The organism is Burkholderia sp. Ac-20379 (genome assembly GCF_017104645.1).
Classification (GTDB): domain Bacteria; phylum Pseudomonadota; class Gammaproteobacteria; order Burkholderiales; family Burkholderiaceae; genus Burkholderia.
This window is the reverse complement of the sequence record NZ_JAAGPF010000021.1, coordinates 13,869-28,495: the sequence shown is the minus strand read 5'-3', so window position 1 is coordinate 28,495 and position 14,627 is coordinate 13,869. Positions and strand designations below refer to the sequence as shown.

Sequence of the window (14,627 nt, the reverse complement as noted above, 5' to 3'; positions counted from 1 at the left end):
GGGCGGCACCGGGCCAGCCGGTGCACGCCCGTTACTGGATGTCGGTATCGAAGAACGGGAAATAGCGCGACCGGTAACGCAGGTCACGCGTGCGTTCCTTGATGAAGCGTGCCGGATTGCCGCCGACGATCGTGTACGGCGCGACATCGCGCGTCACGACCGAGCCCGCGCCGATCACGGCCCCTTCACCCACCCGCACGCCGGGGCAGATGATCGCGCGCGCGCCGATCCAGACGTGATCCTCGATCACGACCGGCTTGGTCAAGCAAACGAAATCGGGATTCTGCGGATCGTGCGTCAGCGTCTGGATCAGCGTGTAGTGCGAAATATTGACGTTGTTGCCGATCGTCAGCGGCACCCGGCCGTCGAGATAGGTGTAACGGTTCACCACCGTGTTATCGCCGATCGAGATGTGATAGCCGGTAACGAAGCACCCCATGGCGATGCTCGAATCGCGACCGATCCGCACTTGGCAGAAACGTCTCAGGAAGGCATGCCGAATCGCATACGGCATGTAGTTCATGAACAGATGGTTACCGAGATAGAAGCACACCGCCGGCTTGAAGCGCCAGCGGATGAAGCGATAGAGCGATTTCAGCCTCCCGAGCATACGGTCTCCTCAGCGCGCGTGCGCACGTACGACGGCTTCGATCACCGCCTCGTAGCGCGCAACGATGCCGGCGAAATCGTAATGCGCATAGATCTTGTCGCGACCGCGTGCACCGCGTTCGCGCCAGTCGTCGCGGTTCGACGCCATGCGATCCAGCGCATCGGCGAGAACCGACGCGGTGCGATATTCGCGCGGGGCGTAGGCCAGTTCGTCGAGCAGCTTCGAATTCAGATCGACCGTGTCGCCGTACTCGTTCGGCACCAGAATCCCGATATCCTCGTGTTCGATGACTTCGGCCGAGGCGCCGGTGTCGCTCAGCACCATCGGCTTGCGGTAGAACATCGCCTCGTTCATCGCAATGCTCCACCCTTCGATGAACGACGGCAGCAGGAACGCGTCGGAAATCTGATGCACCGCCGCGACGTCGGCGACGTAACCCGGCATCAGAATGTGATCGGCGAGGCCATGCTGCTCGAGATAAGCGCGCAGGGCATCGATGTGAGGCGGATAGACGACATTGCCGACGCAAAGGATCTTGACGTCGCGACGGCGCGCCAGCAGATGGCGCATTGCGTCCGCCATCAGGTAATGGCCCTTGTGAAGGTTGTAGGACGCCACGTTCGCGAACACATAATCCGTTTCCGCCAAGCCCAGCTCCGCGCGCGTGAGCGCTTGCGGGCGTTGCTCGCGCGCCTCGTGCTCGGACAGGATCAGCCCGTTCGGAATGGTGTCGACCTTCGCCTCGGGCACCCCGAGATTATGTACGGCAAAGCGCGTCGCATTCTTCGAGACCGACACGTAACGATCGACGTAACGGTCGTTCGAGGCGAACGCTCGCGCCTGCGCCCCCGAGAAGAACGCATACACGTTGTGAATGAAGGTCACGTTCGGGATACCGAACTTTTCGAACAACCGATAACCGGTATCGGAAAAGTGCGACATCGCGATATCGATGCCGTCCTCGGCAAGCAGCTTCTCGTAGGTTGGCAGCGGGTTGCCGGAAGGCAACCCAACGACGCGCAGGCCCGCGTCGCGCGCGACGGTCCCGAGATGGCCCACCTTGCCAGGCGTGACGATCGTGACATCGAAGCGTGCGCGGTCGAACGCAATCGCCGAGTCGAGCACGACCTTCTCGAGGCCGCCCTTGTCGAACGAGGCGAGCTCGATGACGACACCGAGCTTGCCGTCGGTGCGACGGCGGCGCTCGGGTGTCTTGCGGAACAGGGAAAGCAGGGATTGCAGCATGGCGGATCCGGAAATCAGGAGCAACAGGTCACTTGACGTCGAACACGCCGCTGCGCAGTTCGCGCACGCCGTCGGCAACGCCAATCGAATCGAACAGGGTTCCGAGGCGCGCCGCAACGGACTCGACCGAATACTCGGTCGATGCGGCGGCAAAACCGGCATCGGCGATGCGCTGCCACAGCGCGGCGTCCTCGTGCAGCAGGACGATCGCGGCCGCAATTTCCTCAGCGCTGTTGCCGCTCAACATTTGTTCGCCCTCGACCAAGCCCATGCCTTCACTGGCCATGCGGCTCAGTACCGACGGCAACCCGGCCAGCAGACTCGACACGACCTTGCCCTTGATGCCCGCGCCGAAGCGAAGCGGCGCCACGGAAAGACGCGCGGCCGACGTGACGGTGTCGAGATTCTCGACAAAGCCGACGATCACGATCTTTTGCGCCGGATCGGCCAGCGCCGCGATCTCCGGCGTCACACCGCTGCCGACGATGCGGAGTTCGATGTCGGGCAGCGAACGCCGCACAATCGGCCAGATCTCCTCGACCAGGAACATCACCGCATCGATGTTGGGGGCATGCGCGAAGCCACCGACGAACAACACGCCGGAGCGTTCCGCGAACGGAACCGTCGAACGCTCCGGAATGCGCGGAATCGGAATGCGATGCACATTGGCGGAAGGAAGCAGATTCGCGAGTATGTCGGCTTCGGTGCGGCTCACCACGATGGTCGCATCCGCATCGGACACCGCCTGCAGTTCCGCACGCTTGACCATCATCGCGTCTTCGAGAGCCGCGGGAGAACGGTTCAGAATCGCGGCGCGTTCCTCGCGCAGATAATGCAGGTCGACCGTGCCGAATACGAGCTTGGTCGTCGCCCCCGATTCACGCAGCCACTCGAACGTATGACGTGCAACGAGAATCCGCTGCGCGAGCACGACGCGTGCGTCCGCGGCTTCTTCCATCAGGATCTCGTGGAACGACGACAGGCCCTGCGCAACCCGAACGCGCACGCCCCAGCGGCGCAGCGCACTGCAATACGAATCGTCGAAGGCGACCGGTGACTCGTAGGCCGCGATGAAGCACACATCGAAACCGAACTCGCGGAAGATCCTCAGGTACCAGTAGACATCGTTCGAGCCCGAATCCTGATCGGGCTTCGGCACGAAGGCATCGGTCACCACCAGCTTCGGACGTGCCTTCTGCTCGATGATGTCGCCAAACGGCCGGTTGCCGGCAAACAACTTCTCGTAACGAAGGCGCAGCACCCATCGTGCATGAGCCTGAGTCCATTCGTCGGCCTGCGCCGCATCGCTCGCAGCCGGCGCTTCGACACAGCGCGCGAACGGTTGAAGATAGATCGAATGGCCACGCGATGCGAGTTCAAGGGCGGCGGCGGTCAGGTCGAGCGTGTCTCCGATCAGCGTGCCGACCAGATTGCGTACCTCGCTCCACACGCCCTTGCGGATTGCAACGATGCCCTGGCTCGGCGCCGTCACGGCGGCGACCGCGCCGAAACGCTCGTCGCACGGATCGCCGCCGGCGCGACAAGGCACCAGGTGCGCGGCCCCATCGACCTGCGAACCCGCCGCCTGGATGGATCCGTCGCGATTGAGCACCAAGGCGGTCACCGCATCGGCGTTGAAACGGCGAAACGCCTCGTCGATGGCATCGAGCCACCCCGGCTGCGGCACCAGATCGCCCGACATCAGCACGACGTAGTCGCCAGCAAGATCGGGGAGCTCATGCAACTGAGCGGCGTCGCCCGTGCGCGCAATCACGTCGATACCCGTTCGCGCGACCAGCTCCGGCGCGAGGTTGCCGAACACGGCTGCGCGGTACGGCACGCCACCGGTATGCGCACCGATCCCGGCCAGCGACTGCGCCATCGCAGCCGAACTGCACGGGAACACCACGATGGCAGCGCGCGGCGCATCGCTCTGCGCCAGCGCGCCCGGCGTATTGCCGGCGTCGACGATATTGGCCGTCACGGCTTCCGCTTTGACATTCTTGTTCGCACCGCGGCGCAACATCAGCCGTGCACGGCCCGATGCAGCACGCAACGGCCCCGTCACACGCCACGACATCGAGTGCCGCATCGCATGCAATTGTTGATGCAGATCGTGATTCTCACGCAGCAAGGAATCCCGTACCGCCTCCGGCGCATTGTCCTGCTGCGCCGTCAGGGTTCGCCGCGCCAGCGATGCGCGCAGGTCCGACGACAGTTCGTCGACACGACGCACCAGGGTCGACGAGATGCGCTTCTGTTCGTTCATTCTTGCGAGCACGTCGTCCACCGAGCCCAGGCGCTCCTCGCGCGGACGCCCCTCGCGAACGTTTTTGCGTGCGGCGCTCTCGAGACGCGAGACGTCGCTGCGCAGCCGGGCGATCTCGCCGTTGCGCTCGGTCATCAATTCGTTGAGCCTGCTCACTTCGACGCTCAAACGGCCGACCTCGCCGTCGCGCTTCAGCGTTTCCTCCGTCAGCCGCACCGTCTCGGCCGTGAGCCGGCCGATTTCCTCGGCACGCCCCATGGTTTCGGTCGTGAGACGGACAATTTCGACCAGTTGCGCACCGATTCGCGCGTTGCGCTCCTGATCGTAGCGCGTGAACGACACGCCGCCGTCGAGCAGATCGTCGTCCGGCTCAGGCAATTCGCCATCGGACGCGATCGCAATGAAATACACCGGGTCGACCATGCCGGACGTCGAGCGATATTCGCCGACCTCTCGCTCGGCCCAGCAATTCACTTCGCGCGCGCCCTCGCGGCCCTCGCGCTGCAGCAACGAGCCGGCGAGCGGCTTTTGCTCGTACAACACGAAATTGCGAAAACCGCTCCGCAGCCACGCGACGAATTCGTCGCGATCGAGTTCGCGCACGTGGTATTCGTTGGGCGGCGAGCCCGGCGGCGAGTAAATCGGACGGTTCGGCGTCGAGATGATCATCAACCCGTTCGGGCGCAGCACGCGCTTCGCTTCGCGCATGAAGGCCTCGTGCTCGTGAAAGTGCTCGAGCGTCTCGAACGAGTTCAGCACGTCGACAGAGGCGTCAGGCAGCGGAATGCTGGTCGCGCTGCCATGTTCGTATCGCAGGTTCGTATGTTCGGCATACCGGGTGCGTGCGTTCTCGACCGCCGCCGCGTCGATATCGACGCCGACCACCGTCTGTGCTGCCTGCGAGAGCAGCGCCGAGCCGTAACCCTCCCCGGATGCGATGTCGAGCACTTGCTTGCCGGCCACCAGAGCCGTCGAGAACAGATAGCGATGATAGTGCTCGTACTGGATCGGGCCGCCGACACCGGGCAAATAGCGCTCGCCGGTGAATTCGTGGCCATTCTCCGCACCCTTGAAGCGAAACGTCCGAACTGTTTTAGTCATAGCGAATGATCCTGCTGATACTGATAGCGTGAGTCGTCAAGCTGCATGCCGGTAGCAAGCTGCCGCCGGGGCAGTCGATCGTCAATGCACGAGCGGGGACAGGCCAACGCCTGTCAGCGGCACGCCAACCAGCGCATGCCGCACCCTGGACGAGACGACCTCGAGCGGCAACCCGTCATGAATCCAGTGAAGCTGCACATGGTCGTACTGCGTGCCTTCCGCCACGGCCACATTGATGAAATATTGGCCTTCCGGCAGCACCGGCATCACGAACGAAAACTCGGCGGTCAACGTGTCGCCGGCACTGCATACGACCGGATCGCCGATATAAGTCAAATAGGTATTGGCACCGACCAGCTCCTGGCCGCGCTCGTTCTTGATGTAAAAACCGGCGATCGGCGACATGAGCGCATCGTCGACCTCGATCGTCACGCGCAGCCGCACCGGCTCGCCCCCCACCACCCAGGCAAGCGGGCGCCGCGCATTGTCCACCAACGACACATCGACGATGCGGGCGCCGCCCGCGCCGAAGGCTTGCGACGACACATTGAACGGCAGTACGCGGATATCGTTGCGCAGCGGCGTGACGTTGATCGCGTCGCGGCGGGCGTCGAGCCGCTCGGGCGCCTGGCCACCCGCGGCGCCGGCGGACGATGCCGGACGCGCCGCGGCCGGCGCCAGCGTGCCGTTGCTGTAGCGCGCCTCCAGATAGGCGCCGCAGACCTCCGACGGCGTGCCCTGCGCAATCACGCTGCCGGCATCGATCCAGACTGCACGCGTGCAGAGCTTGCGAATCGTGGAGGTGTCGTGGCTCACGAACAGGATGGTTCCGTGCTGCTTGAACGCTTCGAGGAAGCGATAGCACTTCTGATTGAAAAATGCGTCGCCGACCGCCAATGCTTCGTCGATCACAAGGATATCGGCGTCGACGTGCGCGATGACCGCGAACGCCAGGCGCACGAACATGCCGCTCGAGTACGTCTTGACCGGCTGGTCGATGAATTCGCCAATGTCGGCAAAGGCCGCGATCGAGTCGTAACGCGCATCGATCTGAGCGCGCGTGAGGCCGTAGAGCTGTGCGTTCAGATAGATATTCTCGCGGCCGGTGTACTCGGCGTCGAAGCCCGACCCGAGTTCCAGCAGCGCCGCCACCTTGCCGCTGACGTTCAACGAACCGGAGCTCGGCGCCAGCGTGCCGCAGATGATCTGCAACAAGGTGCTCTTGCCGGACCCATTTCGTCCGACGATGCCGACCGTCTCGCCACGCCGCACCGACAGCGAAATGTCTTTCAAGGCCCAGAACGTGTCGGCGCCGGCCATGCGCTCGCCAGCCGGGTACCCCGGGACGAACCGCGATACCACTCCGAGCATGCCGCGCTTGAGCCGATCGGACGGCTGTTGATACGCAGCAAAACCCTTGGCGATGCCGACCGCCTCGATTGCGCTCTCTTCAGACATACAGGTTTATTATGTGCTCGCCCTTCGGCCAGGAAGACACGGCACGTCGGCGAAAACGCGCATTCCAGGTGCGGCAGAGCGGGGGCAGGTTCGTTGTAAAAGTTGCAGAATTCTACCGCGTTTTGGGCTTTCCACGATGCGAGATGCAACAATCCTGCACGCCTCTCCACCCACGTCAAAACGACGTTGCGCGCCGCACCGCAATTGTCGTGCCGACGCGACAGACGGGGCATGAGCAGATCGTGCCGATCGCGGCATTTACACTTCGACACACTTCAGCGCTCTCTTGAAACCTGCCGCAAGAGACGGCCGCCTGACACCGTGTGACATAATTCGTGGCGTTGCGAACGTGCCGCCCACAATCCAAGATCGCCACGGAGCCTTCCGGCCTCAGATCATCGCCCGGCCGATCTCCCGATAGCGGCTTCACCTGTTTCCGCGGCCAATGCAATCCGCCGCTTCCGGCAATATTTTCAAACGACATTATGCAAAGCTTCAGCACTTCGCCGCGAGCGCTCGCCGCGTCGCTGATTCGGAATCGACGCCTGCTGCTAGACCTCGCGCGACGCGACGCCGTCGGACGCTACAAGGGTTCCGTCCTCGGTATTTTCTGGTCGCTGCTGACCCCGCTCATGATGCTCAGCGTCTACACCTTCGTGTTCAGCGAAGTGTTCAAGTCGCGCTGGGGCGGCGCATCGCCATCGGCGTCCAAAGGTGAATTCGCCGTCGTTCTGTTCGCCGGCATGATCATGTTCAATCTGTTCTCGGAGTGTGCGAACCGCGCTCCGTCGCAGATCCTGTCGAATGCCAACTTCGTCAAGAAGATCGTATTCCCGCTCGAGATCCTGCCCTGCGTGACGCTGCTCTCGGGGCTGTTCCATCTTTGCGTGAGTGCGTTGATCCTGCTTGTCGCCGAGTGGCTGATTCTCGGCCATGTCCCGCTGACCGCATTGCTGTTTCCGATCGTGCTCGCACCGCTGTGTCTGCTCATCATGGGTCTGAGCTGGTTGCTCGCGGCCACCGGTGTGTACCTTCGCGACATCGGCCAGACTGTCGGCATCGCGATCACCGCGCTCATGTTCCTCTCCCCGGTGTTTTTCCCCGTCTCGTCGCTGCCGGAACGGTTTCGCAAGTTTGTCTATCTGAATCCGATGACCTATCCGATCGAGCAAAGCCGCGATGTGCTCGTATTCGGCAATCCGATCGACTGGAGCCGCTGGAGCGTGTATTGCGTGCTGGCCGCGCTGATCGCATGGATCGGCTTCGCGTGGTTCCAGAAAACACGCAGAGGTTTTGCCGATGTCATCTGAGATCGCCATCCGCATCTCGAGCGTCGCCAAGGGCTTCGAATCGTATCGCCGGCCGGCGGACCGCCTCAAACGCAGCCTCTATTCGCTGTTCGCAGCGCTTACGCCACTGCCGCCCCTGCGCCGCTTCTGGCAGGCCAGGGCGCAGGACAGCGTCCGGATGTTCTGGGCGCTGCGCGATATCAGCTTCGACGTCGCGCGCGGCGAAACGATCGGCATCATCGGCCGCAACGGCTCGGGAAAAAGCACGCTGCTGCAGATCGTCTGCGGCACGCTCGCGCCGACGCAAGGCGAGGCGCAGACACACGGACGCATCGCGGCGCTGCTCGAACTGGGCTCGGGTTTCGATACCGAATACAGCGGGCGGGAAAACATCTTCATCAATGGCCAATTGCACGGCCTGACACGCGAAGAAATCGAGGCGCGCCTCGACGACATCATCGAATTCGCCGACATCGGCGAATTCATCGATCAGCCGGTCAAGACATACTCGAGCGGGATGTTCGTGCGCCTGGCGTTCGCGGTCATCGCGCACGTCGACGCCGACATCCTCGTGATCGACGAAGCCCTGGCGGTCGGCGATGCGTTCTTCACGCAAAAATGCATGCGCTTCCTGCGACGCTTCCAGCAGCACGGCACCGTGCTGTTCGTCAGCCACGACTCGGCGGCCGTACGCAGCCTGTGCGACCGGGCGATCTGGCTCGATCGCGGGGTGCTGCGCGAAAGCGGCAGTTCGAAAGAAGTCTGCACGCACTATTTCGAAGCCTTCTATCGTCAGCAACAAGGCGAAGGCCTCGACTGGCACAAACGCTCGCCGCGCAAGACGCGCGAACGCCCTGAAGGCCACGCGCGACCCGCGGCGGATCAGCGGGCGCACTTCGCCGCGCTGCCGGCCCGCCAAGCGCCCTCGCTCGGCGGCGCCGACATCGATCCTCAAGCTTTGCCGGCCCACCGCGAACGGCCGTTGATCGACAACGTCGCATTGATCGGGGAGAACGGCGCCACGGTTGCCTGGATCACCGGCAACGATCCGGTGACGCTGCGGGTCACGTTGCGCGATCCGGGCGGCGTGGAACCGCCGTGCGTCGGCTTCATCGTCAAGGATCGGCTCGGCCAGGCTGTCTTCGGCGACGACACGGCGTTCTCGCCGGTCGCCCACGCCGAGGTATGCGAGCAGTGGGTCGCCGAATTTCGCTTTGCGATGCCATTGCTGCCGCCGGGCGATTACGCCGTCACCGCCTACGTGCTGTCGAATGTCGATGGCACGGCGCACATCGTCGACTGCGTACACGATGCCTGCATCGTCAAATCCGAATCGGCGCATCTGGCCTCCGGGCTCGCCGGCACGCCCATGACCCGTATCACGCTGCACATCGACGACGCAGTCGAGTAAGCACGACGACGCTCAGTCACCCCGCTCATGACCCACGTTCCGCCGACCGGCGATACCCCTCCTCCTTCTGTCGACACGGCTTCCGAGGCTGGCCGGCTGCGCCGCCTCGCGACCATCGTGCCGCTCGCTGTCGGCGTTGCCCGCCGGATGGCGGTCACGCACGGCGGCTATCCGGCCGCGATGGCCTATTGCATCCGCATCCTGCGCTGGGAAGGCATCCGGGGCTTCCGCAACCGCCTGGGCCGACTCCGCACCGGCCCGGAATACGGCGCCTGGATCGCCCGCTACGACACGTTCGGCGCGGATCAACAGGCCGCCGCGATCGCGGCGATTGCGACCCTGCGCCCGTTGCCGCGCTTCTCGATCTTGATGACAACGGACAGCCACAGCAGCCTTGCCCAGGTCGACGCGACGATCGGTTCGATTCAGGCACAGGTGTATCCGCATTGGGAGCTGTGTATTGCCTGCGACGCATCGCTGCCACCAGCGCTCCGCCATGCCCTCGATGCGCATCGCGACGCCGATGCGCGGATTCGCGTGATGCATCGCGATCAGCCTCTCGCGAATCCAGGCAACGACGCGCTCTCGCTCGCCTCGGGCAGCTTCGTGGCATCGATCGGCCCCAATGACCTTTTGCCGCCTCACGCACTGTTCGTGGTCGCCCGCTACATCGAGCGCCATCCACAAGCCCGGCTGTTCTATAGCGACGAAGACCAGCTCGACGAGCACGGCACACGCAACGCGCCCTGCTTCAAACCCGATTGGAATCCGCTGCTGTTCCGCGCTCAGGATCTGTTCTCGCACCTCGGTGTATTCGACGCCGCGCTGATCCGCGAAGCCGGCGGTTTTCGGCCAGGCTTCGGCGCGAGCTACGACCTGGCACTGCGCTGCATCGAGATTGCCGGCGAAAACGATATCGTTCATATTCCGCATGTCCTGTATCACCGGCGCGTCCAGTCCGGCGATACGGCAAGCGCGAAGGCGCAACGCTCGCACGCCGAACGACAGGCGCTGCTCGAGCATCTGCAGCGCACGAACCTGCGCGGTGCGACGGTCGAAGCCGCGGCCCCCGGCGCCGCGGTTCTGCGCGTGCGCTATCCGCTACCGCAACCGGCGCCGCTCGTGTCGATCATCGTGCCGACACGAGACAGCCTGCCGCTGCTGCGCACCTGTCTCGACAGCCTGATGCGCACCACCCGCTACCCGAACTACGAAATCATCGTGGTCGACAACGGCAGCATCGAGCCCGCGACGCTGGCCTATTTCGAGCAGTTGGGGCAACAGCCTCGCGTACGTATCCTGCGCGACGATTCACCGTTCAATTTTTCCGCACTGAACAATCGTGCCGCCGCCATCGCGCGCGGCGCCTATCTGTGCCTGCTCAACAACGACACCGAGATACAGGACGGGGGTTGGCTCGACGAGATGGTGGCGCTGGCCGCACTGCCGGGCATCGGCGCGGTCGGCGCTGCGCTGCGCTACCCGGACGGCCAGCTTCAGCACGGCGGCGTACTGCTCGGCCTGAACGGCACGGCCGGACACCTGCACCACATGCTGCCGCGCGGCCAGTTCGGCTATATGAGCCGCGCAATATCGATTCAGAACGTATCGGCCGTCACCGCCGCGTGCCTCGTTGTCAGCAAGGCGATCTACGATCAGGTGGGGGGGCTCGAGGAAACGCTGCGCGTCGCGTTCAACGACGTGGATTTCTGCCTCAAGGTACGTGAAGCGGGTTACCGCAACGCCTGGACCCCGTTCGCCGAACTGACGCACCACGAATCGGCAAGCCGCGGCACAGACATGTCGCCGGAAAAGTACGCAAGATTCCTCGAGGAAGCGAAACGCATGGAAGCCCGCTGGGGCGATGCGCTGCTGCGCGACCCGGCGTACAACCCCAACCTGTCGCTGGCCGACAATGTGCCGCCTTTCTCGTACGCGGAGCCGCCGCGCATCGGCATGCTCGATTGAGCAACCGAACGCAGCCGGGCCCGCTCACCGCGCCCGATATGCGCCGAGCCGCCCCAGCACCCCGTCTACCAAGCCTTGCCACGCCAAGCGCACATGCTCGCGCCGACGCTCCGGAAACAGGCAATAGATGAAAATCCGCGGCGGCAGCTTGACGAGCTCGGCCGTCTTCCAGGTCAGCGGCATGGAGCGGCGTTTCGCAAGCGCGACGACATTGCGGAACTGGTAGTAATGCCGGATCGGCGCGTGCATCGGATAGTTGCGCCCCAGTACGCGCACCGGCTCTCCACCGAGCTGGTGACGCAAACGCAGCCAGGGAATACCGATCACGCGATAGCCTGCCCGTTTGGCTCGCACGCACCATTCGAGATCGACGAAATCGATGAACAGTGCGGCCTCCATCGGACCGATCTCGCGCCAGTAGCGCAGATTCACGCACGATCCCGACGTAATCAGGAAATCGACGTCAATCGGCGCGTTGCCGACGGGGGGAACCCGGAGAAAGCGGCCCCAACCGAATCGCACGAATGGCGCAACGCCGCGCAGGCGCGCGTCCTCGTAGGCCGGCCCCCCCAGCGCAACCGGCGCACCGCTTGCATCGGCTGCCGCCACCGCGGCCGGTAGTTCGTTCAACAGCTCGGGGAGCGGCTCGCTGTCCTGATCGAACAGCATCGCCATCGCATAGCCATCGGCGATCAACGCTTCGACGCCTTGATTCAGCGCCAGCGCGATACCGACGTTTTCGCCGTTCGGCAGATATCGAATTGCCGGATCGAGCCCGAGCGCCGACGCACTGGTCGGCCCTGCCGTGTTGTCCACGACCACGCAATGCATGATCGTGGACAGACGATTCGCGCGCGCGACGCAATCGGCATCGGGGTTGTAGAAGATGACGACCGCACCGACGCGCGTGCGGGCAGGCAGATCGCCGTTCAATCCGCGGTCATGCACAGACGCAGCGCATCGCGCCAGTTCGGAACGGCCAGGCCGAAGATCCGCTCCAGCTTGTCCATCGACAGCCGGGAATTCGATGGACGTGCCGCCGGCGTGGGATATGACGAAGCCGGAATCGGATGCACGACCGGACGCGTCTCGCCGGCCGCCTGTTCGAAGATCGCTTCGGCAAAACCGTGCCACGACGTCTCGCCGCCAGCGGCCAGGTGATAAATGCCCGAATGGGCATGCCACCACGCATCGGCCTGCACGCCCGGCGAGACCGACTGCGCCAGCACGGCCGCGGTCAGATCGGCAATCGTGCGCGACCACGTTGGTGCGCCAATCTGATCGGCCACCACATTGAGCTCGCTTCGCTCCGCGCCGACACGCAGCATCGTCTTCAGGAAATTGCGGCCGCGCAGGCCGTACACCCAGCTCGTGCGCAGGATCAGATGGCGGCAGCCGCTGGCAACGATCGCCTGCTCGCCTTCCAGCTTGGTTCGACCGTACACGTTGCGCGGGCCGACGGGATCGGTTTCCACATAGCGCGCCTCGCCGTCGCCGGCGTAGACGTAATCGGTGGAGTAATGCACGAGCGCGGCGTCGCTGCGCTTCGCCTCTTCGGCAAAGGCTGCCGGCGCATCGACGTTGAGCCGGGTCGCCCCGGCCACATCGCTTTCCGCCTGATCGACGGCCGTATATGCCGCCGGGTTGACGACCAGCGCCGGGGCAATCTCGCGCATCGTGCGGCGAATCGCATCCGGATCCGACAGATCGAGCGCCTGCCGATCCAGCGCGACGACGCGTCCGAGCCCTTGCAGGCTGCGCGCGAGTTCATAGCCGACCTGGCCGTTGACGCCCGTCAGCAGGATAGTGCGTTGCGATGAATTCATCACGACCTCAGGCGTAGACGTCTGCATCTGCAAGCCGCACACCCGCCGCATCCTTCGCCGCCAGTTGCGGCTCGAAATCGATCGGCCAGTCGATCGCGAGCGACGGATCGTTCCACAGGATGCTGCGTTCGAATTCCGGGTACCAGTAATCGGTCGTCTTGTAGAGGAACTGGGCCGATTCGCTGAGCGTGACGAAGCCGTGCGCGAAGCCCGGCGGCACCCACATCTGGCGCGCGTTCTCGGCCGACAGCAGCACGCCGACCCACTTGCCGAAATTCGGCGACGACTTGCGGATGTCGACGGCCACGTCGAACACCTCGCCCTCGATCACGCGCACCAGCTTGCCCTGCGCATGCTCGATCTGATAATGCAGCCCACGCAGCACGCCGCGCGCCGAGCGCGAGTGGTTGTCCTGCACGAACACCGCGCCCGCATCCACCTTGTCGGCGAATTCGCGGCCGTTGAAGCTCTCGTAGAAAAAGCCTCGCGCGTCGCCGAACACCTTCGGTTCGACGATCTTCACCTCCGGCAATGCCGTTGCCGTCACTTGGATTGCCATGCGACCTGTTCCGTCAAAAGGTTCTTCAGATATTGCCCATACGCGTTCTTCGCGAGCGGCTGCGCGAGCTTGAGCACCTGCTCGCCGTCGATCCAGCGATGCCGGTAGGCGATTTCCTCCGGACACGCGACCACGAGCCCCTGCCGCTTCTGCAGCGTCGCAATGAACGTCGCGGCCTCGATCAGCGAATCGTGCGTGCCGGTATCGAGCCAGGCATAGCCGCGGCCCATGATCTCGACGTCGAGCTGGCCCGCCTTCAGGTAGCGCGAGTTCACGTCGGTGATCTCGAGCTCGCCGCGCGCCGACGGCTTGATGTCGGCGGCGATGTCGCACACCTGGTTGTCGTAGAAATAGAGGCCGGTGACGGCGTAGTTCGAGCGCGGCTTGGCCGGCTTTTCCTCGATCGACAGCGCGCGGAAATCCTTGTCGAACTCCACCACGCCGTAGCGCTCCGGATCGTGCACGTGATAGGCGAACACCGTCGCGCCGGCATCGCGCGCGTCGGCGCGCTGCAACTGCTTCGCCAGATCGTGCCCGTAGAAGATGTTGTCGCCCAGAATCAGCGCCGACGGATCGTTGCCGACGAACGCCTTGCCGATGATGAACGCCTGCGCCAGACCATCGGGCGACGGCTGCACCGCGTACTGGATGTCCATGCCCCACTGCGAACCGTCGCCGAGCATCGCCTCGAAACGCGGCGTGTCCTGCGGCGTCGAGATGATCAGCACCTCGCGGATGCCGGCGATCATCAGCGTCGACAGCGGGTAATAGATCATCGGCTTGTCGTACACGGGCAGCAGCTGCTTCGACACCGCATGCGTGATCGGATACAGCCGCGTGCCGGAACCGCCGGCCAGAATGATGCCCTTGCGTGCCATCGCTTCGCTCCTC

11 protein-coding genes are annotated in these 14,627 nt (G+C 64.1%); 3 read left to right on the top strand and 8 right to left on the bottom strand.

Going from position 1 to position 14,627, the window contains the following annotated elements:
- Positions 1-31 precede the first annotated feature (31 nt).
- The 4 genes from G3N92_RS04970 to G3N92_RS04955 all read right to left on the bottom strand — a co-directional run bounded on the left by G3N92_RS04970 (position 32) and on the right by G3N92_RS04955 (position 6,683).
- Positions 32-610 carry an acyltransferase gene (locus G3N92_RS04970; protein WP_206126343.1) on the bottom strand — a complete coding sequence of 193 codons (579 nt, stop codon included), beginning with the start codon at positions 608-610 and terminating at the stop codon, positions 32-34.
- A 9-nt stretch (positions 611-619) separates the two neighbouring features.
- Complete coding sequence (locus G3N92_RS04965; RefSeq protein ID WP_241014590.1) at positions 620-1,972, bottom strand: glycosyltransferase family 4 protein; 1,353 nt, start codon at positions 1,970-1,972, stop codon at positions 620-622.
- On the bottom strand, positions 1,884-5,225 hold the full coding sequence (locus G3N92_RS04960) for a methyltransferase domain-containing protein (protein ID WP_206126342.1): 3,342 nt from the start codon (positions 5,223-5,225) through the stop codon (positions 1,884-1,886). Before G3N92_RS04960 ends, G3N92_RS04965 begins: the two co-directional genes overlap by 89 nt.
- An 81-nt stretch (positions 5,226-5,306) precedes the next feature.
- A complete protein-coding gene (locus G3N92_RS04955; protein ID WP_206126341.1) occupies positions 5,307-6,683 on the bottom strand; it encodes an ABC transporter ATP-binding protein in 1,377 nt (458 codons plus the stop codon).
- A gap of 485 nt (positions 6,684-7,168) precedes the next feature.
- On the opposite strand from G3N92_RS04955, the gene G3N92_RS04950 reads away from it, so the two are divergent.
- The 3 genes from G3N92_RS04950 to G3N92_RS04940 are packed head-to-tail and all read left to right on the top strand — an operon-like array spanning position 7,169 to position 11,351.
- Positions 7,169-7,993: an ABC transporter permease gene (locus tag G3N92_RS04950; protein WP_206126340.1), complete on the top strand. Its 825-nt coding sequence runs from the start codon at positions 7,169-7,171 to the stop codon at positions 7,991-7,993.
- Complete coding sequence (locus G3N92_RS04945) at positions 7,983-9,383, top strand: ABC transporter ATP-binding protein (protein WP_206126339.1); 1,401 nt, start codon at positions 7,983-7,985, stop codon at positions 9,381-9,383. Before G3N92_RS04950 ends, G3N92_RS04945 begins: the two co-directional genes overlap by 11 nt.
- Positions 9,384-9,410: 27 nt before the next feature.
- On the top strand, positions 9,411-11,351 hold the full coding sequence (locus tag G3N92_RS04940) for a glycosyltransferase family 2 protein (protein WP_206126338.1): 1,941 nt from the start codon (positions 9,411-9,413) through the stop codon (positions 11,349-11,351).
- A gap of 24 nt (positions 11,352-11,375) precedes the next feature.
- Here G3N92_RS04940 and G3N92_RS04935 read toward each other — a convergent pair whose 3' ends face one another.
- From G3N92_RS04935 to rfbA, 4 genes are read right to left on the bottom strand one after another with little or no spacing between them, the layout of a single operon-like run.
- Entirely contained in the window at positions 11,376-12,284 is a 909-nt protein-coding gene (locus G3N92_RS04935) for a glycosyltransferase family 2 protein (RefSeq protein WP_206126337.1), read from the bottom strand.
- A complete protein-coding gene (gene rfbD / locus G3N92_RS04930) occupies positions 12,281-13,177 on the bottom strand; it encodes a dTDP-4-dehydrorhamnose reductase (protein WP_206126336.1) in 897 nt (298 codons plus the stop codon). Before rfbD ends, G3N92_RS04935 begins: the two co-directional genes overlap by 4 nt.
- A gap of 7 nt (positions 13,178-13,184) precedes the next feature.
- Positions 13,185-13,736, bottom strand: a complete 552-nt coding sequence (gene rfbC, locus G3N92_RS04925; protein WP_206126335.1) for a dTDP-4-dehydrorhamnose 3,5-epimerase — start codon at positions 13,734-13,736, stop codon at positions 13,185-13,187.
- A complete protein-coding gene (gene rfbA, locus G3N92_RS04920; protein WP_206126334.1) occupies positions 13,721-14,614 on the bottom strand; it encodes a glucose-1-phosphate thymidylyltransferase RfbA in 894 nt (297 codons plus the stop codon). The genes rfbC and rfbA overlap by 16 nt, the downstream gene beginning before the upstream one ends.
- Between the last annotated feature and the right edge of the window lie 13 nt (positions 14,615-14,627).

Coding starts and splice junctions, on each gene's coding strand:
- G3N92_RS04960 (WP_206126342.1), bottom strand. CDS start 5,225: ATGACTAAAACAGTTCGGACGTTTCGCTTCAAGGGTGCGGAGAATGGC.
- G3N92_RS04955 (WP_206126341.1), bottom strand. CDS start 6,683: ATGTCTGAAGAGAGCGCAATCGAGGCGGTCGGCATCGCCAAGGGTTTT.
- G3N92_RS04945 (WP_206126339.1), top strand. CDS start 7,983: ATGTCATCTGAGATCGCCATCCGCATCTCGAGCGTCGCCAAGGGCTTC.
- rfbA (WP_206126334.1), bottom strand. CDS start 14,614: ATGGCACGCAAGGGCATCATTCTGGCCGGCGGTTCCGGCACGCGGCTG.
- G3N92_RS04950 (WP_206126340.1), top strand. CDS start 7,169: ATGCAAAGCTTCAGCACTTCGCCGCGAGCGCTCGCCGCGTCGCTGATT.
- rfbC (WP_206126335.1), bottom strand. CDS start 13,736: ATGGCAATCCAAGTGACGGCAACGGCATTGCCGGAGGTGAAGATCGTC.
- G3N92_RS04940 (WP_206126338.1), top strand. CDS start 9,411: ATGACCCACGTTCCGCCGACCGGCGATACCCCTCCTCCTTCTGTCGAC.
- rfbD (WP_206126336.1), bottom strand. CDS start 13,177: ATGAATTCATCGCAACGCACTATCCTGCTGACGGGCGTCAACGGCCAG.
- G3N92_RS04970 (WP_206126343.1), bottom strand. CDS start 610: ATGCTCGGGAGGCTGAAATCGCTCTATCGCTTCATCCGCTGGCGCTTC.